Raw genomic sequence first — 19,518 nt, 5'->3', positions numbered from 1 at the left:
TTTCGTGAAAAGACTGATACCCGCGCTCCTCGGCGCATGCATGCTGTTCAGCGGCCCCGTCTTGGCTGCTGCCGCCGTACCCGCCACCGTGTTGCCTGCGGGCGCCGCCGGCCAGTTCCAGCAGATTTACAGCGCCGAATGGCAATGGCGCCAGGAGCACAAGCGCGACGCCGGCCTGCCGCGCGTGGACGCCGCCACGCAGGAGACGCGGCGCGCCTACTGGGAGCGCGTGCTGGCGCAGCTCGACGCGCTCGACGCGGCCAGCCTGCAGGGCGAGGATGGCGTCAACTTTGCCGTCTACCGCGCGCAGGTGGCGGCCTTGCTGGCGGCGCAGCAGTTCCGCGAATACGAGCGGCCCCTCAATGCCGACACGGCTTTCTGGAACGAGCTGGCATACGCGGCCCGCAAGCCGCGCCGCACCGGCGCCGACTACCGCGCCTACCTCGCGCAGCTCAATGACGTGCCGCGCTATTTCGGCGAGCAGATGGAGAATATGCGCGCCGGCCTGCGGCGCGGCTTCACGCCGCCCCGCGTGACCCTGGCCGGGCGCGAGCAGGCGCTGGCCGAAGTGGCCCACGCGGCCGATGCGCGCGCCACCCTGTACTACCAGCCCTTCCTGCAGCTGCCGCCCAGCATGCCCGAGCAGGAGCAGTCGGCCCTGCGCGCGGGGGCCGTGCAAGCCATCCGCGACGCCGTCATGCCGGCCTTCGGCGAGCTGCTGGCCTTCATGCGCGACGAGTACATTCCCGGCGCGGGCACGACCCTGGCGGCGGAACGCCTGCCCGACGGCAAGGCCTACTACCAGTCGAAGATCACGGAATTCACCACCACGGCCCTGAGCGCGGCGCAGATCCACGCCATCGGCCTGCGGGAGATGGCGCAGATCCGCGCCGAGATGGATGCCACCATCGCCAGGACGGGCTTCCAGGGCGACTTTGCCGCCTTCCTGCAATTCTTGCGCAGCGATCCGCAGTTCTATGCCCGCACGCCGCAGGAGCTGCTGATGCGTTCGGCCTGGGTGGCGAAGAAGTTCGATGCCAAGGCGGCGCAGTATTTCGGCTACCTGCCGCGCCAGCGCTTTGCCATCATCCCCGTGCCGGACGAGCAGGCGCCCCATTACACGTCGGGCCGCGGCGGGCCGGGAGTCTACCTGGTCAACACCTATGACTTGCCGTCCCGGCCCCTGTACAGCATGCCGGCGCTTACCCTGCACGAATCGGCGCCCGGCCACGCCTTCCAGATGCCGGTGGCGCTGGAGCAGAAGGGGCGGCCGGCCTTCCGCCGTGCCTACATCTCCGCGTATGGCGAAGGCTGGGCCCTGTACTGCGAGCGCCTCGGCGCCGAGATGGGCATCTACGAGAATGCCTATGAAACCTTCGGCATGCTCAGCTACCAAGCCTGGCGCGCCGCGCGCCTGGTGGTCGACACGGGCATCCACGCGCAGGACTGGACGCGCGCGCAGGCGCAGGCCTACCTGCACGCGAACACGGCCCTGTCCGCGCATGAAATCGAGACGGAGGTGGACCGCTACATATCCTGGCCGGGCCAGGCGCTGTCGTATTACCTGGGCGAGATGGCCATCCTCGACGGCCGCCGCAAGGCGGAAACGGCGCTGGGCGAGCGCTTCGACATCCGCGCCTTCCACGACATGGTGCTGGAAATGGGGTCCGTGCCGCTGCCCGTGCTGGAACGGCGCATCGACGGCTTCATTGCCGACGGCGGCAAGAGTCCCTACCTGGCGGCGCCGTGACGGCGTAGCGCACGCCGCGCGGCCAGTGCACCAAGGTGGTGCACTGGCCGCGCGCTGCTCAGGCACTTGTGACTTTGAAGTGCACGATTCTCACTTTCCCATCCCTTGACGGTGCGCCGCGCCGTCCAATACGCGTCTCCTTCGTGACTGGCACATTTTCTGCTTTGTTGATCGTTATTTACACGATCGCAGCGCATGCCAGACAGCTCCCATCCCGCAACGCTCCTTGACACCGGCACGCACAGCGCTTGGCAGGCGCAGCTGCGCCTGGGCTTTGCGCTGCACGATGGCGTCAGCCGCCTCGTCGAGCGCACGCACAGCGGTCCCCTGCGCGTGCAAAAGCCCCTGTATCCGGAAGGCGATGACGTCTGCCACGCCATCATCATCCACCCGCCCGGCGGCGTGGTGGGCGGCGACCAGCTGGCCGTGCATGCGACGGCGGGCGAGGGCGCGCATGCCTTGCTCACTTCCCCCGGCGCCGCCAAGTGGTACTGCGCCAACGGCCACGTCTCGGGCCAGCATGTCGTGCTGCGCGCGGACAGCGGCGCGGCCATCGAGTGGCTGCCGCAGGAGAGCATCTTCTTCGACCAGGCCTGCGTGCGCCTGCGCCACGAAGTGGAGCTGGCGGCCGACGCCAGCTACATCGGCTGCGACATCGTCTGCCTGGGCCGCAGCGCCTCGGGCGAGACGTTTAACACGGGCAGCATCAGCCAGCACGTGCAGATCCGCCGCGGCGACAGGCTGCTGTGGTGGGAACAGGGCGTGCTGGCGGCCGGCGGTGCGCTGATGGCCAGCCCCCTGGGCCTTGGGGGGCACACGGTGTGCGCCACCCTGATCGCCGTCGGCGCGGCCCCCGCCGTGCTGGCCGCCTTGCGCGAGATCAAGGTGCCGGCCGGCGCCCTGTTTGGCGCCACGCAGATGAAATCGCTGGTGGTGGTGCGCCTGCTGTGCGGCGACAGCGAGGCGGCGCGCCGCGTCATGCTGGCCGCCTGGCAGCTGCTGCGCCCCGCCATGCTGGGGCGCGACGCCGTCGTGCCCCGCATCTGGAACACTTAATCAGGAAAGAAGCGCAAGGAAAACCATGGACCTGACACCCCGCGAAAAAGACAAGCTGCTCATTTTTACCGCCGCGCTGCTGGCCGAACGGCGCCTGGCGCGCGGCCTGAAGCTTAATTACCCGGAAGCGGTGGCCCTGATCAGCGCCACCATCATGGAAGGCGCGCGCGACGGCAAGTCCGTGGCGCAGCTGATGTCGGATGGCACGCAGATCCTGTCGCGCGCCGACGTCATGGACGGCATCGCCGAGATGATCCCCGACATCCAGGTGGAGGCGACGTTCCCGGACGGCAGCAAGCTGGTGACCGTGCACCACCCGATACCGTAGTTTTTCGAGCGGCCAGGGCGCCACCCGCGCCTTGGCTGTTTTTGCGCCGGCGATCCGCCGGCCAGCGACCAGCGCATAGAGGAAGGAAACCATCATGACACCAGGCGAATACAGATTGGAAGAGGGCGAAATCAGCCTCAATGCGGGCCGCGCCACGGCCACCGTGGTGGTGGCCAACCGGGGCGACCGGCCCATCCAGGTCGGCTCGCACTTCCACTTTTTCGAGGTCAACCCGGCGCTGGCCTTCGAGCGCTGGCGCGCCTACGGCATGCGCCTCAATATCACGGCCGGCACGGCCGTGCGCTTCGAACCGGGCCAGCAGCGCACGGTGGAACTGGTGGCGCTGGCGGGCGAGCGCAAGGTCTACGGCTTCAATGGCGAAGTGATGGGCGAATTGCAGGATACTCCACCGGGAAAGGATTGAGATGGCCAGCATTCCCCGCAGCGCGTATGCCGAGATGTTCGGCCCCACCAAGGGCGACCGCATCCGCCTGGCCGACACGGAACTGTTCATCGAGATCGAGCATGACTACGCCATCTACGGCGAAGAAGTGAAATTCGGCGGCGGTAAAGTCATCCGCGACGGCATGGGCCAGTCGCAGCGCTGCGCGGCCGAGGTGATGGATACCGTCATCACGAATGCCGTCATCCTCGACCATTGGGGCATCGTGAAGGCCGACATCGGCCTGAAAAACGGCCTCATTTTCGGCATCGGCAAGGCGGGCAACCCGGATATCCAGCCCGGCGTCACGCTCGCCATCGGCGGCGCGACGGAAATCATCGCCGGCGAAGGCATGATCGTCACGGCCGGCGGCGTCGATACGCACATCCACTTCATCTGCCCGCAGCAGATCGAGGAAGCCCTGATGAGCGGCGTGACGACCATGCTGGGCGGCGGCACGGGACCGGCCGTGGGCACGGCCGCCACCACCTGCACGCCGGGACCGTGGCATCTGAACGCCATGCTGGCGGCCGCCGACGCCTTCCCGATGAACCTGGGCTTCATGGGAAAAGGTAATGTGAGCCTGCCGCTGCCGCTGGAAGAACAGGTGCGGGCGGGCGCCATCGGCCTGAAACTGCACGAGGACTGGGGCAGCACGCCGGCCGCCATCGACAATTGCCTGTCCGTTGCCGACCGCATGGATATCCAGGTGGCGCTGCACAGCGACACCCTCAACGAGGGGGGCTTTCTCGAGCATACCCTGGCCGCCTTCAAGGACCGCACCATCCACACCTTCCACACGGAAGGGGCGGGCGGCGGCCATGCGCCGGACATCATCGCCGCCGTGGGCCAGGCCAACGTGCTGCCATCGTCGACGAATCCCACGCGCCCGTTCACCGTCAACACGCTCGACGAGCACCTGGACATGCTGATGGTATGCCACCACCTGGACCCGGCCATCGCGGAAGACGTGGCCTTTGCCGAGTCGCGCATCCGCCGCGAAACCATCGCCGCCGAAGACATCCTGCACGACATCGGCGCCATTTCCATGATGTCGTCCGACTCGCAAGCCATGGGGAGAGTTGGCGAAGTGATCATGCGCACCTGGCAGACGGCGCACAAGATGAAGGTGCAGCGGGGCGCCCTGGCGCCCGACACGGCGCGCAGCGACAATTTCCGCGCCAAACGCTATATCGCCAAGTACACCATCAACCCGGCCATCACGCACGGGATTTCGCACGTGGTGGGATCGCTCGAGGCGGGCAAGATCGCCGACATCGTGCTGTGGAAGCCCGCCTTCTTCGGCGTCAAGCCGTCGATGATTCTAAAAGGCGGCATGATCGCCGCCGCGCAGATGGGCGACCCGAACGCGTCCATCCCCACGCCGCAACCCGTGCACTACCGCATGATGTTTGGCGCCTTCGGCGGCGGCCTGAAAAAGTCGTTTACCTTCGTGTCGCAGGCGGCCTACGAGCTCGATATCGGGCACCAGCTCAAACTCAACAAATCCGTCATCGCCGTGAAGAACATGCGCGGCTTGCGCAAGACGGACATGATCCACAACGGCGCCACGCCGCACATGGAAGTGGACCCGGAAACCTACGCCGTGCGCGCCGACGGCCAACTGCTCGTGTGCGAGGCGGCGTCCGTGCTGCCCATGGCGCAGCGTTATTTTCTATTTTAAGCGGGAGACAAGCATGCTCACTTTGCATACCAAATTAGGTCCCGACGATGGTCGGGCGCCCACCGCGCAACTGGTGCTGCCTTATGACCAGCGCGAAAAATGCCGGCTGCGCGCCGTGCTGTCGAATGGCGAGGACGTGGCCGTGTTCACCGTGCGCGGCACGGTGCTGCGCGACGGCGAGCGCATGACGGGGCCCGGCGGGCAGGTGGTGCAGATCGTCGCCGCGCGCGAACCGACCTACCTGGTGCGCTGCGCGGACGCCCACACGCTGCTGCGCTGCGCTTTTCATCTGGGGAACCGCCACACGCAGGCGCAGGTGGGCGACGGTTTTCTGCGCATCCGCAAGGACCCGGTATTGAAGGAGATGCTGGAAGGCTTGCAGGCATTGGTGACGGAAGAAAGCGCGCCGTTCGAGCCGGAAGCGGGCGCCTATGGCGGCGGCCACGGCCACCACGACGGCCATGGCCAGCACTTGCTGGCGCCCGTGCCGCTGCGGCAGAAAATCCACCGCCCCGGTGATACGCCGGGCGCCGCCTGATGCAAGCCCCGGCCCTGTTGCATCTGCTGCAGTTCGCCAGTCCTGCCTTGCCGATCGGCGCCTACAGCTATTCGCAGGGGCTGGAGGCGGCGCTCGAATCGGGGCTGGTGACGGATGCGGCCACGGCGCGCGAATGGATCGCGCAACACCTGGAGCAGGTGGTGGCGCGCTGGGAAGCGCCCCTGTGCTGGCGCTTGATGCTGGCATTCGAACAGCAGGACCTGTGCGCCGTGCGGTGCTGGAGCGAGCGCTTTATCGCTTCGCGCGACACGGCGGAGTTTCGCGCCGAGACCATCCAGATGGGCTATTCGCTGACCAAATTGCTGGCCGAACTGGGCGTGGCCGACGGCGTGCTGATCGACATGCTGCAGGGCCAGCCCGAAGTGGCCCTGCCCACCGCCTATGCGTGCGCCGTGGCGGCGCTGGCCATCCCGCGCGAGGAAGCGCTGCTGGCCATGCTGTTCGCGTGGGCGGAAAACCAGGTGCTCGTGTGCGTGAAATCCGTGCCGCTGGGACAGGTGGCGGGCCAGCGCCTGCTGCTGTCGCTGCGGCCGGAGCTGGAAGCGGCGGCACTCACGGCGCAAACCTTGCACGACGACGAGATGGGCAACTGGGCGCCAGGCCTGTCCTTGCTGTCGATGCGGCACGAAGTGCAGTACAGCCGCCTGTACCGTTCCTGAACCTTACAACCAGAGAGCAAACATGACTTCACCACCTTCCAATCCCCTGCGCGTGGGCATCGGCGGCCCCGTCGGCTCGGGCAAGACGGCTCTGTGCGAAATGCTGTGCAAGGGCATGCGCGAGCGCTACGACATGGCCGTCATCACGAATGACATCTATACCAAGGAAGACATGGAAATCCTGCTGCGCGCCGATGCCTTGCCGGCCGAGCGCCTGATGGGCGTGGAGACGGGCGGCTGCCCGCACACGGCCATCCGCGAAGACGCGTCGATCAACCTGGAAGCGATCGCGCGCATGCAGGCGGACTTTCCCGATCTCGACTTGATCCTGGTCGAATCGGGCGGGGACAATCTGGCCGCCACCTTCAGCCCGGAACTGTCGGACCTGACGATTTACGTGATCGACGTGGCCGGCGGCGAAAAGATCCCGCGCAAGGGCGGCCCCGGTATCACGCGCTCCGATTTGCTGATCATCAACAAGACGGACCTGGCGCCGTATGTGGGCGCCAACCTCGACGTGATGGCGCAGGATGCCAGGCGCATGCGCGGCGAGCGCCCCTTCGTGTTCACCAACCTGCGCAGCGGCGATGGCGTGCAGGTGGTGATCGATTTTATCCGCGAGCAAGGTTTGCTCGACCAACCCGGCAAGGAGCTGCAATGAGTGCAAGACTGATGAAACAAACAGCCGCCGTGGCCGCATTGTGCCTGCTGGCCTTGCCGGCCATGGCCCATCCCGGCCATGGCGAGAATGCAGGCTTCCTGGCCGGGCTGGCGCACCCGTTCACGGGCATCGACCATTTGCTGGCCATGCTGGGCGTGGGCATCTGGGGCGGCCAGCAGCGCCGCGGCCTGGTCCAGCCCGCCACCTTTCTCGGCATGATGCTGTTTGGCGCGCTGGCCGGCATGGCGGGCTTGCCGGTACCGGGACTGGAAACGGGCATCGCCGCCACAGTGGTGCTGGTGGGGCTGGCCATCGCGCTGGCGCTGGCCGTGCCGAACTGGCTGGCCGTGGGCCTGGTGGGGATCTTTGCGCTGGCGCATGGGAATGCGCATGGACAGGAATTGCCGGCCGCCGCTGCCGCCTTCGGCTTCCTGCTGGCCTCGGCCATCCTGCTGTTTGCGGGCCGCTTCATCGGCCAGGTGCTGGCCGAGCGCGTGCTGCGCCTGGCCGGCGTGGCCCTGGCCGCCGCCGGGGTAGTGCTGATGGGAATGAATTAACCGGGCTTGCGTTCGGACAGCACGATGGGCGCTGCGTTTTCCGGGTGCAAGCCCTGGTGGCCCGCATACGCGGCGGCGATGGCCGCCATGTCGGCCTCCTTGTCGCCCGTCAGGTACAGATGGTCGACGACGCCCAGCACCTTGTTCGGGTAGTCGATGTAGACCAGCAGCAGCGGGACCTTGGCGGCCAGCGCCAGGTGGTAAAAGCCGCTTTTCCAGCTGGGGCGGTAGCTGCGCGTCGCTTCCGGCGTGATGGCCAGCCAGTACCAGTCGGCGGCCAGCATGCGTTCGGCCTGGCGCTGAATCGTGCCGCTGGTGGTGCTGCGGTCGACGGGTTCGCCGCCCAGGTAGCGCAGCACCTTGCCCATGGGGCCGCGGAACAATGAATCCTTGGCCAGCCAGCGGAACGGCAAGGACAGCGCCCATTTGCCGAACAAGCCCACCATGAAATCCCAGTTGGACGTGTGCGGGTAGACGACGGCGATGCCGCGCGGCCCCGGCAAGGGGCGGAAGCGCATGCGCCAGCCGAACAGGTGCAGCACGCGCAGCGCGCAGCGCTGGTGCCAGGTCGGCAAGTCGCCCGCTTGTACAAATAAATCGTCCATCGATACCCTTCAGTGACACTGTTTTAATGGGATGGCGCTGGTGGCCATTTTCCTTGAAGCAAAAATTCTGCGCAGGCATTCTATACGGGGCTGGCGGTGGCGACAAGCAGCCGAGGCCGCTATCCATGCGGTGTCGGGGCTGTTCGTACTGCCATTTTAACCATGCTTGCCTCCTGTGCCGGGCACTAAATGCACGGGATGTGGTCAAAACTTGATGCAAGGTTGATTCACCCGCTATGGAGCCATGGCATGAAAAACAGTAGCGATGATGTACATGGAAACAATGTCCGAACGGACAAAGTGATGGCCGAGCTCGTCGAGCGTGGTGTGGCGTTTCATCACGCCCTGGGCCGGACGGTCGCAACGGCCTATTTGCGCGAGCACGCCGTGCCGGCCGAAGTGATACGCCGCGTCTTCAGCAGCGTGCAGGCGCGCCGCCCGGCCCGGCCGGCACGGCGCCGATGGCGTTGAGGGGGAGCGAGTAGCGACCGAGTCGCGACGCAACAAGGCGGCGGGCGCCGCGATCATCACGCAGTCAGTTGCGTTGGTATCGTTGCGCCCGCCGCCATTGGGGGATGAGCAGCGCGGTGCTGCTCACGGTGCTCTCAGGACGTCGTTCAGGCTTGTGCCGCCAGCGCGGGGTAGTCCGTATAGCCCGCGGCGTCCGGCGCGTACAGGGTGTTCGGGTTCAGCGGGTTGAGCGGCGCGTCGCTGTGCAGACGGATGGGCAGGTCGGGGTTGGCGATGAACCACAGGCCAAAGGCCACGGCATCAGCTTCGCCCTTGGCCAGCAGGGCTTCGGCCGCCGCCTTGTCCATTTTCTCGTTGGCAATGTACACGCCGCCAAATTCCTGCTTCAGGTACGGGCCCAGGCGGTCTTCACCGAGCGCTTCGCGCGCGCAGATGAAGGCGATGCCCCGTTTGCCCAGCTCGCGTGCCACATAGCCGAAGGTGGCGCGCGGGTTCGAATCGCCCATGTCGTGCGCGTCGCGGCGCGGCGCCAGGTGCATGCCGACCCTGTCGGCGCCCCATACTTCGATGCACGCGTCCGTCACTTCCAGCATCAAACGGGCGCGGTTTTCAATCGAGCCGCCATAGTTGTCGGTGCGCAAGTTGGTGCTGTCCTGCAGGAACTGGTCGAGCAGATAACCATTGGCGCCATGGATTTCCACGCCGTCGAAGCCCGCTTTTTTCGCATTCTCTGCGCCCAGGCGGTAGGCTGCCACGATGCCGGGGATTTCTTCCGTGTCCAGCGCACGCGGCGTGACGAACTCCTGTTTCGGGCGGACCAGGCTGACATGGCCGGCCGGCTTGACGGCGCTGGGCGCCACGGGCAGGTCGCCATCGAGGAAGACGGGTGCTGAAATGCGGCCCACGTGCCACAGTTGCAGAACGATCAGGCCGCCCGCGTCATGCACGGCCTTGGTGATGTGTTTCCAGCCTTCCACCTGCTCGTCGGACCAGATGCCGGGCGTATCGGCATAGCCCACGCCCTGCGGCGTGACGGCCGTCGCTTCCGAAATGATCATGCCGGCCGAGGCGCGCTGCGTGTAGTACTCGGCCATCAGGGCGTTGGGCACGCGGCCCGGATTGCCGGCACGCGAACGCGTCAGCGGCGCCATGATGATGCGGTTTTTCAGTTGCAGGCTGCCAATGGTGATGGGGTCGAATAAAGTTGCCATGATTGTTATCTTTCCTGTCGAGAGTGCCGCGAACGGCGATATGGATGAGGGTGCTGTTACAAACCTTGCTGCATGTGGTCCAGAAAGGCCTGGATGGTGGCTTCATTGCGCTTGAAAAAGCTCCATTGACCAACTTTCCTGGCGGAAATCAAGCCGGCCTTTTGCAAGGTGGCCAGATGCGCCGAGACCGTCGATTGCGACAGCCCCAGCCGCCGGTCGATGAGGCCGGCGCAGACGCCGAAGTCGAGCGGATGGTCCTGTTCGCAAAAATACTGCTCCGGCTCCTTCAGCCACTGCAGGATCTGCCGCCGTACGGGATTGGCCAGCGCCTTGTGGATGGCGTCGATGTCCATGCTGTTTCTCCTGGTCGATGTTCGTCTTCAAACGATATATGTATCGTCTTTTATGAATTTCAATATCGGTATATTACGATATAAGTAAAAAACGTGCTGGCCAGTGGATTTTTCAGGCGGGGCGGGTGGAAGGGCAGCCGGTCGGCCGCCCCGGCAAGTTTCAGGCGAAGTGGAACAGCAGCAGGGCGATGACGGCAGGCACCGTTTGCAGGTAGAGGATGCGCGTCATGACGGTGGCCGCGCCCCACACGCCGGCCACGGCGATGCAGGCCAGGCCGAAGACGGTGAATGCATGGGCGATGGCCGCGTCCGGGTGGAAAAAGCCCAGCGCCAGCGCCGCCACGAGAAAGCCGTTGTAGCAGCCCTGGTTCGACATGGCGGGGCGCACGATATCCGCCTTTTCCTTGGACAAGCCAAACACCTTGCGTCCGCGCGCATCGAACAGCACGGTTTCCAGCAGCACGATGTAGACGTGCAGCAGCAGGATGAGGGCGGTAAGGATTTGGGCCAGTAGCAGCATCATTGTTCCCGAGAGTGAGTGGATGCAGCAATTATGCTGCCACAAGCATGTTTTTTGGCAATATTTGATTGGAGCGGCCGCACTAGAAAAAATGTGTTTGCGGCAAGGGTTTCCACCCGATGGTATACTTTTCCCTTTGCTCCTGTGGGGACGACCCCGCTCGAAGTGGGGGCTGCATGGCGGGGACGACCCTGCCGCCTCGGGAGAAATAGATGGCGTGGATCATTCTGGTATTGGCGGGCTTGCTGGAAATCGGCTGGGCCATCGGCCTCAAATATAGCGCCGGTTTTACACGCCTCGTGCCCTCCGTCTTGACGGCGGTGTCCATGCTGGGCAGCGTGGTGATGCTGGGCCTGGCCTTGCGCACCTTGCCGCTGGGCACGGCCTACGCCATCTGGACGGGCATCGGCACCGTGGGCACGGCCATCTTCGGCATCATGGTGCTGGGCGAACCGGCCAGCGCCGCGCGCATCGCCTGCATCGCCCTGATCGTGTCCGGCATCCTGGGCTTGAAACTGCTCAGCCCGCAATAAAGGATGCCAGCATGAGCCTCACCATGACGTATTTCTACCTGGCTATCGCCATCATCGCCGAAGTCATCGCCACCAGCGCCTTGAAGGCCTCCGAGGGCTTCAGCCGCTTGTGGCCCAGCGTTATCACCGTGGTGGGCTACAGCATCGCCTTCTGGTGCTTGTCGCTGACCCTGAAGGTCATTCCTACCGGCATCGTGTATGCGATCTGGTCGGGCGTGGGCATCGTGCTCATTTCCGCCGTCGGCTGGTTCTGGTTCAAGCAAAGCCTCGATACGCCGGCCTTGATCGGCCTGGGGCTGATCATTGCCGGCGTGCTGGTGATTAACCTGTTCTCCAAGTCGGTCGGCCACTAATCAAAAGCTGCTGGCCACCCGCGCCAGGTAATACCATTCGGCATTGGCTTGCGCGTTGACGTCCGGGAAGAGGATGTAGGCGTCGAATTCGGCCGTCACAGGCGTGCCGTCCGCGCGTACGCCGATCTGCTCGCCCTGTTTGACCTTGTCAAAGCTGGACCAGGTCTTGATGAAGCGGTCGCTTGCATGCAGCTTGTCGTGCACGACGACCATGTTCAGCGCTTCCATGTCGGCGTCGGCGATCGGTTCAGGCTGTGGTGCATCGATGAAGCCCAGGAAGGCGAGGGTGTTCATGATGGCGCGGTAGGCCACGTCCGGCGCGGCCGGGTCCGCGTGCTGGCCGCATTCCAGGGTCAGCGCATAACCGCCCGTCGAGCGCATGTATTCCGTCGTGCCCACGCCATAGCGCAAGACCAGGCCCACCTGGTCGCTATTGCCCAGGCGGCGCTGCACGCCCTGGCCATACGCATGCAGCCAGCCATCGACGAAGCGGCGCACGCCCAGGCGGCGCGCCAGCGCGCGTTCCTTGTCTTCGTGTTGAAACGGTTGCAGCGGGCCATCGTTGTTGCGCGGTCCCACCATGACGAAGGGCTGGCTGTCGGCATTGAACGAGTGCAAGTCCAGCAGCACGTCGTGCTGGCCCAGCAGAGGGCACAGCCAGTTGGCGATGCGGTCTTCGAAATCCTGCGGATTGTCGTTCGGAAACAGGTTGCGGTTCAGGTTGCGGTCGCCGCTGCGCACGCCCTTGGCGTAGGCGAGCGGGTTGGTGATGGGCACGAAGGTGACGCTGCCGGCCACGATGGAGAGGGCGCCGCTGTCGAGTTCAGCCATCACGCGGTGGATGCCCTTGGTGCCGCAGGTTTCATTGCCGTGCACGGCGCCGGTGACGATCAGGCGCGGGCCGCTGCCCTGGCCCGTGTAGTTGATGGATTTGAAGTGGAGTGCGCTGCTCATGCTGGACATATCCTATGCTGTTGCGGGAAGGGAAAGCGGGGTCGGCATATTTTAGCGGGATTCGCCGTGCACGCCTGCAAAAAGTTGGCCATGGCAAGGTGCGCCGTGGCATGATCGGCGCCACCGTTGTTTTCCCTTGCCGATCCCATGTCCAGTACGTCCCATCCTTCCCGCCTGTATGGCCTCGATACCTTGCGCGCGCTGGCCATCGTGCTCGTCTTCATGAACCACTATCTGCTGTTCGTCAGCGAGGGCGGGGCGTTCGGTTTCTGGGGCGAAATCGGCTGGGTGGGCGTGGACCTGTTCTTTGCCCTCAGCGGCTATCTGATCGGCAACCAGATCTTCGCGGCCTTGCGCAGCGAACACGGTTTTTCCCTGTCCCGCTTCTATGCGCGGCGGTTCCTGCGTACCTTGCCCAATTTCTATGTCGTGCTGGCTTTGTATTATTTGTGGCCCGGGTTTCGCGGCGACAGCGCGCTGCTGCCGCTGTGGAAATTCCTGACCTTCACGCAAAACATCAACCTGACGCCGGGCACGGCGTTTTCCCATGCCTGGTCCTTGTGCGTGGAAGAGCAGTTCTACGTGCTGCTGCCGGCCGTGGCGCTGGCGATCGCAGCCTGCCGCAAGTCCCTGCTGTGGGCGTGGCTGGCCGTGGCCGCCAGCTTGATCGTCGGTATGCTGGTGCGCGCCTATCTGTGGGAGGAATATGTGCACGTGCCGCGCGGCGGCCTCGGCTATTACAAGTACATCTACTATGCCTCGTGGTGCCGCTTTGACGAATTGGTGGCGGGCGTGGCGCTGGCCTTGCTGAAGAACTGGCATCCGGCCGCATGGACGCGCCTGACCGCCTATGGCAACCGTACTTTGCTGGCGGGAATCGCCGGCACGGCGCTGATGTTTTACGTGTTTCTCACCGATCACTACGGCTACTGGGTGACGGTATTCGGCTATCCGGCCCTGGCCGCCAGTTTTACCCTGCTGCTGGTCGCGGCGCTCAGTCCCGGCAGTGCGCTATATCAACTGCGCGTGCCGGGTGCGGCCAGCCTGGCCCTGTGGTCGTATGCGATCTACTTGTTGCACAAGCAGCTGTGCATCTTGCTGCGCCCCGTCTTGCAGGATATGGGGCATGGGCCGGATGGTGCGCCGGCAATACTGATCAGCATTGCTGTCAGCATCGCCACGGGCTGGCTCCTATATAGAGTGGTGGAAACGCCGTTCATGCGCTTGCGGGCGCGCTACGTGCCCGCCAATCATGCCTGACGGCTACATGTCGATCACATCGAGTCCGCGCGGTGTGCCTACAAGCAATTCCAGGATGGCATGCACGCGCAGATTCGTGTCTTCCTGTTCCGTGTTGTAGATCAGGCTGCGCAAGCCGGGTACGGCTTCCGTGATGTGGGGACTGGCGTAGGCATTGATCAACAACAAGACCAGGTCCGTGGCGCCCGCGCCGGGCTGGCGCCGCAAGCGGTCGTGGATCACGTTCAGCAGCGCGCGCTGCATGCGCGGCGTGGGATTGGTGATGTAGGCGAAGACGCTAGGCGTGTTGGCGATGGCCGTGCAGATGCGCCGCTCCATCTCGTCCGGCTTCACGTCGGAAGCGATATCGAAATACGCGGCTTCCCAGCGCGTGCGCGCATACGGGTGGCCGGGCGGGAAGGAGTCGGCCGTTTCAAAACCGCAGATGCGGCTCAGTGTTTTCAGCCAGGCTAATAAGGTGGAGTTCATGCCCCGATTCTAGCGGCATTCCAGGTGCCCCGGGCCTACTCTATATAAAGCAGGCTGACGCCCAGGGAAATGATTAAAGTTTCCTGTAAAAGAGCCCTTGTCATTCTGGGAAAGCCTCTCTATAATGCTGGTCTTCGGGGCGCGGTTAGTTCAGCTGGTTAGAATACTTGGTCGACATCCAAGGGGTCGGGGATTCGAATTCCTCACCGCCCACCAGAATTTTGCAGTAGATGGTTTTTAAGCTGGCGCAAGCCGCAAGCGGTCATTTGAAATACAATGATCAACAAAAGTTTTACGGGCGGTTAGTTCAGCTGGTTAGAATACTTGGTCGACATCCAAGGGGTCGGGGATTCGAATTCCTCACCGCCCACCAGAATGCAGTTAGAGAGAAAGGTAAAACCGGTTATGACACCGCGAACTACTACCAAGCTTTGGGAGTGACGCTAGTCGAACGGGTTTCCTTTGTCTCAAAAAAGTGAAAAACGCGGCTAGTCCGCGTTTTTTTGCGTCTGCGTTTTCCTTTCAGTTTTTCAGTCCACACCATTCATTGCAGTTTTACCTGGCGCCAGCGCCGATATGGAGATCAATATGCTTACAATCCGACTTCCCGATGGTTCCGCCCGTCAATTTGACGGCCCGGTCACCGTGGCCCAGGTTGCGGCCAATATTGGTACCGGCCTGGCCAAGGCTGCCCTGGCCGGCAAGGTCGATGGCAAGCTGGTCGATACTTCCTATCTGATCGAGCGAGACGCGGAACTGGCGATTGTCACGGACAAGGACGCCGACGGCCTGGAAGTGATCCGTCACTCGACGGCCCACTTGCTGGCGTATGCCGTCAAGGAATTGTTCCCGGACGCGCAAGTGACCATCGGTCCCGTGATCGACAACGGCTTCTATTACGACTTCGCCTACAAGCGCCCGTTCACGCCGGAAGACCTGGTGGCGATCGAAAAGAAAATGGCGGAACTGGCCAAGAAGGACGAGCAAGTCACGCGCAAGGTTGTTGCACGCGACGAAGCCATCGACTACTTCAAGGGCATCGGCGAAGCGTACAAGGCGGAATTGATCGGATCGATTCCGGCCGACCAGGAAGTGTCGCTGTATTCCGAAGGCAAGTTTACGGACTTGTGCCGCGGCCCCCACGTGCCATCGACGGGCAAGCTGAAAGTGTTCAAGCTGATGAAGCTGGCCGGCGCCTACTGGCGCGGCGACTCGAAAAACGAGATGCTGCAGCGTATCTATGGCACGGCCTGGGCCAGGAAGGAAGATCAGGAACTGTACCTGCACAACCTGGAAGAGGCGGAAAAGCGCGATCACCGCAAGCTGGGCAAGCAGCTGGACTTCTTCCATTTCCAGGAAGAGGCGCCAGGCCTGATCTTCTGGCATCCGAAAGGCTGGTCGATCTGGCAACAGGTCGAGCAATACATGCGCAATGTCTACCAGGTCAATGGTTATCAGGAAGTCAAGGCGCCGCAAATCCTCGACCGCGGCCTGTGGGAAAAAACGGGTCACTGGGACAATTACCGTGAAAACATGTTCATCACGGAATCGGAAAACCGCGCCTACGCGCTGAAACCGATGAATTGCCCTGGCCACGTGCAGATTTTTAACAACGGCATGCGCAGCTACCGCGACTTGCCATTGCGCTACGGTGAGTTCGGCCAATGCCACCGCAATGAGCCGTCGGGCGCCTTGCACGGCATGATGCGCGTGCGCGGCTTTACGCAGGATGACGGCCACATCTTCTGTACGGAAGAGCAAATCGCCGCCGAAGTGACGGCTTTCCACCAGCAGGCGATGGATGTCTACACGGCCTTCGGTTTTACCAATATCGACGTGAAGCTGGCCTTGCGTCCGGATAGCCGCATCGGCACGGAAGAATCGTGGGACAAGGCGGAAGAATCGCTGCGTTCTGCCCTGCGCGCCTGTGGCGTGGAGTGGACGGAATTGCCGGGCGAGGGCGCGTTCTATGGTCCGAAGATCGAATATCACCTGAAAGACAGTCTGGGCCGCGCATGGCAAGTGGGCACCGTGCAGATCGATCCGTCCATGCCGGGCCGCCTGGGTGCCGAATACGTGGCCGTGGACAATACGCGACAGGTGCCCATCATGCTGCACCGCGCGATCGTCGGTTCGCTGGAACGTTTCATCGGCATCCTGATCGAACACTACGCGGGCGCCATGCCGTTGTGGTTGTCGCCAGTGCAGGTGTCGGTGTTGAATATTTCCGACGCTCAAGCTGATTATGTACAAGAAGTAACAACAAAACTGCGCAAAGCGGGGCTGCGCGTACAGGCTGATTTGCGTAACGAGAAGATTACCTATAAAATACGTGAACATTCCGTACAAAAATTGCCTTACATCTTAGTAATTGGCGACAAAGAACGGGATGCCAATACGGTGGCCGTGCGGGCGCGGGGTAATGTCGATCTGGGCGTGATGTCCGTCGATGCCCTGATAGAGCGACTCAAACATGAAGTCGACACCAAGGCCTGACGAGGAAACTCGCTGCACGACCGTTCTACAAGATTTTTAAAGGAAATTACAATAGCTACTGACAAGTCACATCGCATCAATGGCGAAATCACTGCCCCTGAAATGCGTTTAAGCGGGGTCGATAACGAGCCACTCGGTATCGTAAGTTTGGCCGAAGCCTTCCGCCTGGCGGAAGAGGCAAACGTCGACCTGGTGGAAATTGCGCCTACCGCGCAGCCACCGGTGTGCCGTTTGATGGACTACGGCAAATTTAAGTATTCGGAGCAAAAGAAAGCTCACGAAGCCAAATTGAAGCAAAAGATCATCCTCGTGAAGGAAGTCAAATTCCGTCCGGGGACTGATGATGGTGACTACAATATCAAGTTGCGTAATCTCATCAAGTTCCTCGAGGATGGCGATAAAACCAAGATCACCTTGCGTTTCCGCGGCCGTGAGATGGCGCACCAGGATATTGGCTTCCGCATGCTGGAACGTCTGAAGGCCGATCTGGAGCCGTATGGCCAGGTCGAGCAGTTCCCGAAGATGGAAGGCCGCCAAATGATCATGGTTCTTTCGCCTAAGAAGAAGAAGTAAGCTACAATAGCGTTTTACTGTGGGTGGAAACTGCGCGTGCCAGCATTGGCGCGGCGTCAAACCCCAGGCAGAATTTGCGCGGCCCGGTCAGCAATGCCCGGGCCGCGTGAACTGTAGCGGACTCGCATCCGCTGCACAACATGTGAAAGCAGGCATCTAAGCGCAGCGTCGTGTTGCCACCTGCAATCCTGTTATAAATGGAGCTGTCCGTAAGAGGACAGATTGCTATGCCTAAAATGAAGACCAAAAGCTCCGCGAAAAAACGTTTTCGCGTGCGTCCAGGTGGAACAGTCAAGTCGGGTCACGCGTTCAAACGCCACATCCTGACCAAGAAAACCACCAAAAACAAACGTCAGTTGCGCGGTACCCGTAACATCAACGCATCGGATGTCACATCCGTCATGCGCATGATGCCGACTGCTTAATCTCACACTCAATTTAAGGAGTTACTATGCCTAGAGTAAAACGTGGGGTTACAGCTCGTGCCCGTCATAAGAAGATTCTTGTTCAAGCTAAAGGCTACCGTGGTCGCCGCAGCCGTGTATACCGTGTTGCCAAGCAAGCAGTTATGCGCGCTGGCCAATACGCTTACCGCGATCGCCGCAACAAGAAGCGCGTTTTCCGCCGCCTGTGGATCGCCCGTATCAACGCTGCTTCCCGTGAGCATGGCGTAACGTACAGCGTATTCATGAACGGCTTGAAAAAAGCAAATATCGAACTGGACCGTAAAGTCCTGGCCGATATGGCTGTGATGGACAAGCCAGCATTCGCTGCGATTGTCAACGCAGTTAAAGCAAAAATCGCTGCGTAAGCATCGGTCATTGCACAACGTCACCCACAGGGTGACGTCATAAAGAGCGGGGCAGGGGTGTGAACCTTATGCCCCGTTTCCGTTTTTGATTGTTGGACTTTTGATAATTAAGTCCAGAATTGATGTCCAAAACAGGAAATGCCGCATGAACTCCCTAGAAGAACTCGTCGTCTCGGCCCAGGCTGACTTTATCGCCGCCGCAGACGCTGCCGCACTTGAAAACGCCAAAGCCCGCTACCTGGGCAAGACTGGCCAGATTACCGAAATGATGAAGGGCCTGGGCAAGCTGGACCCGGACGCGCGCAAGGCGCAGGGCGCCCTGATCAACGCCGTCAAAGTGCAGATCGAGGACGCGCTGACGGCGCGCCGTGAGGCACTGGCAGATGCCCAGATGCAAGGCCGCCTGAACGCCGAAGCGATCGACGTGACCCTGCCTGGCCGTGGCCGCATGCCCGGCGGCATCCATCCCGTCATGCGCACGTGGGAGCGGGTCGAGGAAATCTTCCGCTCCATCGGTTTCGACGTGGCCGACGGCCCCGAAATCGAGAACGACTGGACCAACTTTACGGCGCTCAACAGCCCGGAAAACCACCCGGCCCGTTCCATGCAGGACACGTTCTACATCGATGGCAACGATACCGATGGCAAGCCTTTGCTGCTGCGCACGCACACGAGCCCCATGCAGGTGCGCTATGCGCGCACGCATACGCCGCCGATCAAGGTCATCGCGCCGGGCCGCACCTACCGCGTCGACAGCGATGCCACCCATTCGCCCATGTTCCACCAGGTCGAAGGCCTGTGGATCGCCGAAGACATCAGCTTTGCCGACCTGAAGGGCATCTACCTGAACTTCGTCAAGGCCTTCTTCGAGACGGACGACCTGCAGGTGCGCTTCCGCCCGTCGTACTTCCCGTTCACGGAACCGTCGGCCGAGATCGACATCGCCTTTGGCTCCGGTCCCTTGAAAGGCCGCTGGCTGGAAGTGTCGGGCGCCGGCCAGGTGCATCCGACCGTGGTGAAGAACTTCGGCCTCGATCCCGAGAAATTCATCGGTTTTGCTTTCGGCTCCGGCCTGGAACGCTTGACGATGCTGCGTTATGGCATCAACGACCTGCGCCTGTTCTACGAAGGCGATTTAAGGTTCCTGAAGCAATTCAACTAAGCGTTGTTCCGTTTGATTCATGGCGCTGGAGCGCCTGTGCGCTCGCGCTGTG

24 protein-coding genes and 2 tRNA genes are annotated in these 19,518 nt (G+C 62.5%); 20 read left to right on the top strand and 6 right to left on the bottom strand.

Features of this window, described 5'->3' with window-relative positions:
• Window positions 1–4: 4 nt before the first annotated feature.
• The 9 genes from AC07VL_RS20825 (at window position 5) to AC07VL_RS20785 (ending at window position 7,696) form a co-directional block, all read left to right on the top strand.
• Window positions 5–1,750 (top strand): DUF885 domain-containing protein, encoded by a 1,746-nt coding sequence (locus AC07VL_RS20825; RefSeq protein WP_494807517.1) that lies wholly within the window; start codon window positions 5–7, stop codon window positions 1,748–1,750.
• A 195-nt stretch (window positions 1,751–1,945) separates the two neighbouring features.
• The gene (locus tag AC07VL_RS20820) at window positions 1,946–2,806 is read left to right on the top strand and encodes an urease accessory protein UreD (protein WP_494807516.1); all 861 of its coding nucleotides are present in this window, start codon (window positions 1,946–1,948) and stop codon (window positions 2,804–2,806) included.
• A 25-nt stretch (window positions 2,807–2,831) separates the two neighbouring features.
• Window positions 2,832–3,134, top strand: a complete 303-nt coding sequence (locus AC07VL_RS20815) for an urease subunit gamma (protein WP_494807515.1) — start codon at window positions 2,832–2,834, stop codon at window positions 3,132–3,134.
• A gap of 94 nt (window positions 3,135–3,228) precedes the next feature.
• On the top strand, window positions 3,229–3,558 hold the full coding sequence (locus tag AC07VL_RS20810; RefSeq protein ID WP_494807514.1) for an urease subunit beta: 330 nt from the start codon (window positions 3,229–3,231) through the stop codon (window positions 3,556–3,558).
• 1 nt (window position 3,559) lies between these two features.
• Complete coding sequence (gene ureC, locus AC07VL_RS20805; protein ID WP_494807513.1) at window positions 3,560–5,260, top strand: urease subunit alpha; 1,701 nt, start codon at window positions 3,560–3,562, stop codon at window positions 5,258–5,260.
• 13 nt (window positions 5,261–5,273) lie between these two features.
• Window positions 5,274–5,798 carry an urease accessory protein UreE gene (ureE, locus tag AC07VL_RS20800; protein ID WP_494807512.1) on the top strand — a complete coding sequence of 175 codons (525 nt, stop codon included), beginning with the start codon at window positions 5,274–5,276 and terminating at the stop codon, window positions 5,796–5,798.
• Entirely contained in the window at window positions 5,798–6,478 is a 681-nt protein-coding gene (locus tag AC07VL_RS20795; protein ID WP_494807511.1) for an urease accessory protein UreF, read from the top strand. The genes ureE and AC07VL_RS20795 overlap by 1 nt, the downstream gene beginning before the upstream one ends.
• A 22-nt stretch (window positions 6,479–6,500) precedes the next feature.
• Window positions 6,501–7,139, top strand: coding sequence for an urease accessory protein UreG (gene ureG, locus AC07VL_RS20790; protein ID WP_494807510.1), 639 nt, complete (start codon window positions 6,501–6,503; stop codon window positions 7,137–7,139).
• Window positions 7,140–7,150: 11 nt separating this feature from the next.
• Entirely contained in the window at window positions 7,151–7,696 is a 546-nt protein-coding gene (locus tag AC07VL_RS20785; protein ID WP_494807509.1) for a HupE/UreJ family protein, read from the top strand.
• Here the strand turns inward: AC07VL_RS20785 and AC07VL_RS20780 are convergent.
• Window positions 7,693–8,301, bottom strand: a complete 609-nt coding sequence (locus AC07VL_RS20780) for a 1-acyl-sn-glycerol-3-phosphate acyltransferase (RefSeq protein ID WP_494807508.1) — start codon at window positions 8,299–8,301, stop codon at window positions 7,693–7,695. The genes AC07VL_RS20785 and AC07VL_RS20780 overlap by 4 nt on opposite strands.
• A 249-nt stretch (window positions 8,302–8,550) precedes the next feature.
• Between AC07VL_RS20780 and AC07VL_RS20775 the strand changes: the two genes are divergently transcribed.
• A complete protein-coding gene (locus AC07VL_RS20775) occupies window positions 8,551–8,772 on the top strand; it encodes a hypothetical protein (protein ID WP_494807507.1) in 222 nt (73 codons plus the stop codon).
• Window positions 8,773–8,918: 146 nt separating this feature from the next.
• On the opposite strand, the gene AC07VL_RS20770 is transcribed toward AC07VL_RS20775, so the two are convergent.
• From AC07VL_RS20770 to AC07VL_RS20760, 3 genes are all read right to left on the bottom strand, one after another.
• A complete protein-coding gene (locus AC07VL_RS20770; protein WP_494807506.1) occupies window positions 8,919–9,983 on the bottom strand; it encodes an alkene reductase in 1,065 nt (354 codons plus the stop codon).
• A 56-nt stretch (window positions 9,984–10,039) separates the two neighbouring features.
• Window positions 10,040–10,336: an ArsR/SmtB family transcription factor gene (locus AC07VL_RS20765; RefSeq protein ID WP_070217983.1), complete on the bottom strand. Its 297-nt coding sequence runs from the start codon at window positions 10,334–10,336 to the stop codon at window positions 10,040–10,042.
• Between the two features lie 160 nt (window positions 10,337–10,496).
• Window positions 10,497–10,859, bottom strand: coding sequence for a DUF1304 domain-containing protein (locus AC07VL_RS20760; protein WP_494807505.1), 363 nt, complete (start codon window positions 10,857–10,859; stop codon window positions 10,497–10,499).
• A 209-nt stretch (window positions 10,860–11,068) separates the two neighbouring features.
• On the opposite strand from AC07VL_RS20760, the gene sugE reads away from it, so the two are divergent.
• Both sugE and AC07VL_RS20750 read left to right on the top strand, forming a co-directional pair.
• The gene (gene sugE / locus AC07VL_RS20755; protein WP_070217981.1) at window positions 11,069–11,389 is read left to right on the top strand and encodes a quaternary ammonium compound efflux SMR transporter SugE; all 321 of its coding nucleotides are present in this window, start codon (window positions 11,069–11,071) and stop codon (window positions 11,387–11,389) included.
• A gap of 23 nt (window positions 11,390–11,412) precedes the next feature.
• A complete protein-coding gene (locus tag AC07VL_RS20750) occupies window positions 11,413–11,742 on the top strand; it encodes an SMR family transporter (RefSeq protein WP_070217979.1) in 330 nt (109 codons plus the stop codon).
• Here AC07VL_RS20750 and AC07VL_RS20745 read toward each other — a convergent pair whose 3' ends face one another.
• Entirely contained in the window at window positions 11,743–12,705 is a 963-nt protein-coding gene (locus AC07VL_RS20745; protein ID WP_436495313.1) for a M14 family metallopeptidase, read from the bottom strand.
• Window positions 12,706–12,843: 138 nt separating this feature from the next.
• Here AC07VL_RS20745 and AC07VL_RS20740 point away from each other — a divergent pair, with 138 nt between their 5' ends.
• A complete protein-coding gene (locus AC07VL_RS20740; protein ID WP_494807504.1) occupies window positions 12,844–13,956 on the top strand; it encodes an acyltransferase family protein in 1,113 nt (370 codons plus the stop codon).
• A gap of 3 nt (window positions 13,957–13,959) precedes the next feature.
• Here the strand turns inward: AC07VL_RS20740 and AC07VL_RS20735 are convergent, their stop codons facing one another.
• Window positions 13,960–14,424: a hypothetical protein gene (locus AC07VL_RS20735; protein WP_494807503.1), complete on the bottom strand. Its 465-nt coding sequence runs from the start codon at window positions 14,422–14,424 to the stop codon at window positions 13,960–13,962.
• Between the two features lie 138 nt (window positions 14,425–14,562).
• Between AC07VL_RS20735 and AC07VL_RS20730 the strand changes: the two genes are divergently transcribed.
• From AC07VL_RS20730 to pheS, 7 genes are all read left to right on the top strand, one after another.
• Window positions 14,563–14,640, top strand: a tRNA-Val gene (locus AC07VL_RS20730).
• Between the two features lie 80 nt (window positions 14,641–14,720).
• A tRNA-Val gene (locus AC07VL_RS20725) sits at window positions 14,721–14,797 on the top strand.
• 215 nt (window positions 14,798–15,012) lie between these two features.
• A complete protein-coding gene (thrS, locus tag AC07VL_RS20720; protein WP_494807502.1) occupies window positions 15,013–16,920 on the top strand; it encodes a threonine--tRNA ligase in 1,908 nt (635 codons plus the stop codon).
• A 12-nt stretch (window positions 16,921–16,932) separates the two neighbouring features.
• Window positions 16,933–17,493, top strand: coding sequence for a translation initiation factor IF-3 (infC, locus tag AC07VL_RS20715; RefSeq protein WP_374755240.1), 561 nt, complete (start codon window positions 16,933–16,935; stop codon window positions 17,491–17,493).
• Window positions 17,494–17,720: 227 nt separating this feature from the next.
• A complete protein-coding gene (gene rpmI / locus AC07VL_RS20710) occupies window positions 17,721–17,918 on the top strand; it encodes a 50S ribosomal protein L35 (protein ID WP_038493025.1) in 198 nt (65 codons plus the stop codon).
• A gap of 26 nt (window positions 17,919–17,944) precedes the next feature.
• A complete protein-coding gene (rplT, locus tag AC07VL_RS20705; RefSeq protein ID WP_010399214.1) occupies window positions 17,945–18,304 on the top strand; it encodes a 50S ribosomal protein L20 in 360 nt (119 codons plus the stop codon).
• A gap of 145 nt (window positions 18,305–18,449) precedes the next feature.
• A complete protein-coding gene (gene pheS, locus AC07VL_RS20700) occupies window positions 18,450–19,466 on the top strand; it encodes a phenylalanine--tRNA ligase subunit alpha (RefSeq protein WP_494807501.1) in 1,017 nt (338 codons plus the stop codon).
• Window positions 19,467–19,518: the final 52 nt, after the last annotated feature.

The organism is Janthinobacterium sp. GW821-FHT03C08, from assembly GCF_059420905.1.
Note: the sequence above shows the minus strand (reverse complement) of the source record. Positions and strands in the feature narration are given on the sequence as shown.

Bases quoted from the DNA above. Each gene is read 5' to 3' on its own strand.
- AC07VL_RS20820 (WP_494807516.1), top strand. From the start codon at position 1,946: ATGCCAGACAGCTCCCATCCCGCAACGCTCCTTGACACCGGCACGCAC.
- AC07VL_RS20815 (WP_494807515.1), top strand. From the start codon at position 2,832: ATGGACCTGACACCCCGCGAAAAAGACAAGCTGCTCATTTTTACCGCC.
- AC07VL_RS20810 (WP_494807514.1), top strand. From the start codon at position 3,229: ATGACACCAGGCGAATACAGATTGGAAGAGGGCGAAATCAGCCTCAAT.
- ureC (WP_494807513.1), top strand. From the start codon at position 3,560: ATGGCCAGCATTCCCCGCAGCGCGTATGCCGAGATGTTCGGCCCCACC.
- ureE (WP_494807512.1), top strand. From the start codon at position 5,274: ATGCTCACTTTGCATACCAAATTAGGTCCCGACGATGGTCGGGCGCCC.
- AC07VL_RS20795 (WP_494807511.1), top strand. From the start codon at position 5,798: ATGCAAGCCCCGGCCCTGTTGCATCTGCTGCAGTTCGCCAGTCCTGCC.
- ureG (WP_494807510.1), top strand. From the start codon at position 6,501: ATGACTTCACCACCTTCCAATCCCCTGCGCGTGGGCATCGGCGGCCCC.
- AC07VL_RS20785 (WP_494807509.1), top strand. From the start codon at position 7,151: ATGAAACAAACAGCCGCCGTGGCCGCATTGTGCCTGCTGGCCTTGCCG.
- AC07VL_RS20780 (WP_494807508.1), bottom strand. From the start codon at position 8,301: ATGGACGATTTATTTGTACAAGCGGGCGACTTGCCGACCTGGCACCAG.
- AC07VL_RS20775 (WP_494807507.1), top strand. From the start codon at position 8,551: ATGAAAAACAGTAGCGATGATGTACATGGAAACAATGTCCGAACGGAC.
- AC07VL_RS20770 (WP_494807506.1), bottom strand. From the start codon at position 9,983: ATGGCAACTTTATTCGACCCCATCACCATTGGCAGCCTGCAACTGAAA.
- AC07VL_RS20765 (WP_070217983.1), bottom strand. From the start codon at position 10,336: ATGGACATCGACGCCATCCACAAGGCGCTGGCCAATCCCGTACGGCGG.
- AC07VL_RS20760 (WP_494807505.1), bottom strand. From the start codon at position 10,859: ATGATGCTGCTACTGGCCCAAATCCTTACCGCCCTCATCCTGCTGCTG.
- sugE (WP_070217981.1), top strand. From the start codon at position 11,069: ATGGCGTGGATCATTCTGGTATTGGCGGGCTTGCTGGAAATCGGCTGG.
- AC07VL_RS20750 (WP_070217979.1), top strand. From the start codon at position 11,413: ATGACGTATTTCTACCTGGCTATCGCCATCATCGCCGAAGTCATCGCC.
- AC07VL_RS20745 (WP_436495313.1), bottom strand. From the start codon at position 12,705: ATGTCCAGCATGAGCAGCGCACTCCACTTCAAATCCATCAACTACACG.
- AC07VL_RS20740 (WP_494807504.1), top strand. From the start codon at position 12,844: ATGTCCAGTACGTCCCATCCTTCCCGCCTGTATGGCCTCGATACCTTG.
- AC07VL_RS20735 (WP_494807503.1), bottom strand. From the start codon at position 14,424: ATGAACTCCACCTTATTAGCCTGGCTGAAAACACTGAGCCGCATCTGC.
- thrS (WP_494807502.1), top strand. From the start codon at position 15,013: ATGCTTACAATCCGACTTCCCGATGGTTCCGCCCGTCAATTTGACGGC.
- rpmI (WP_038493025.1), top strand. From the start codon at position 17,721: ATGCCTAAAATGAAGACCAAAAGCTCCGCGAAAAAACGTTTTCGCGTG.
- rplT (WP_010399214.1), top strand. From the start codon at position 17,945: ATGCCTAGAGTAAAACGTGGGGTTACAGCTCGTGCCCGTCATAAGAAG.
- pheS (WP_494807501.1), top strand. From the start codon at position 18,450: ATGAACTCCCTAGAAGAACTCGTCGTCTCGGCCCAGGCTGACTTTATC.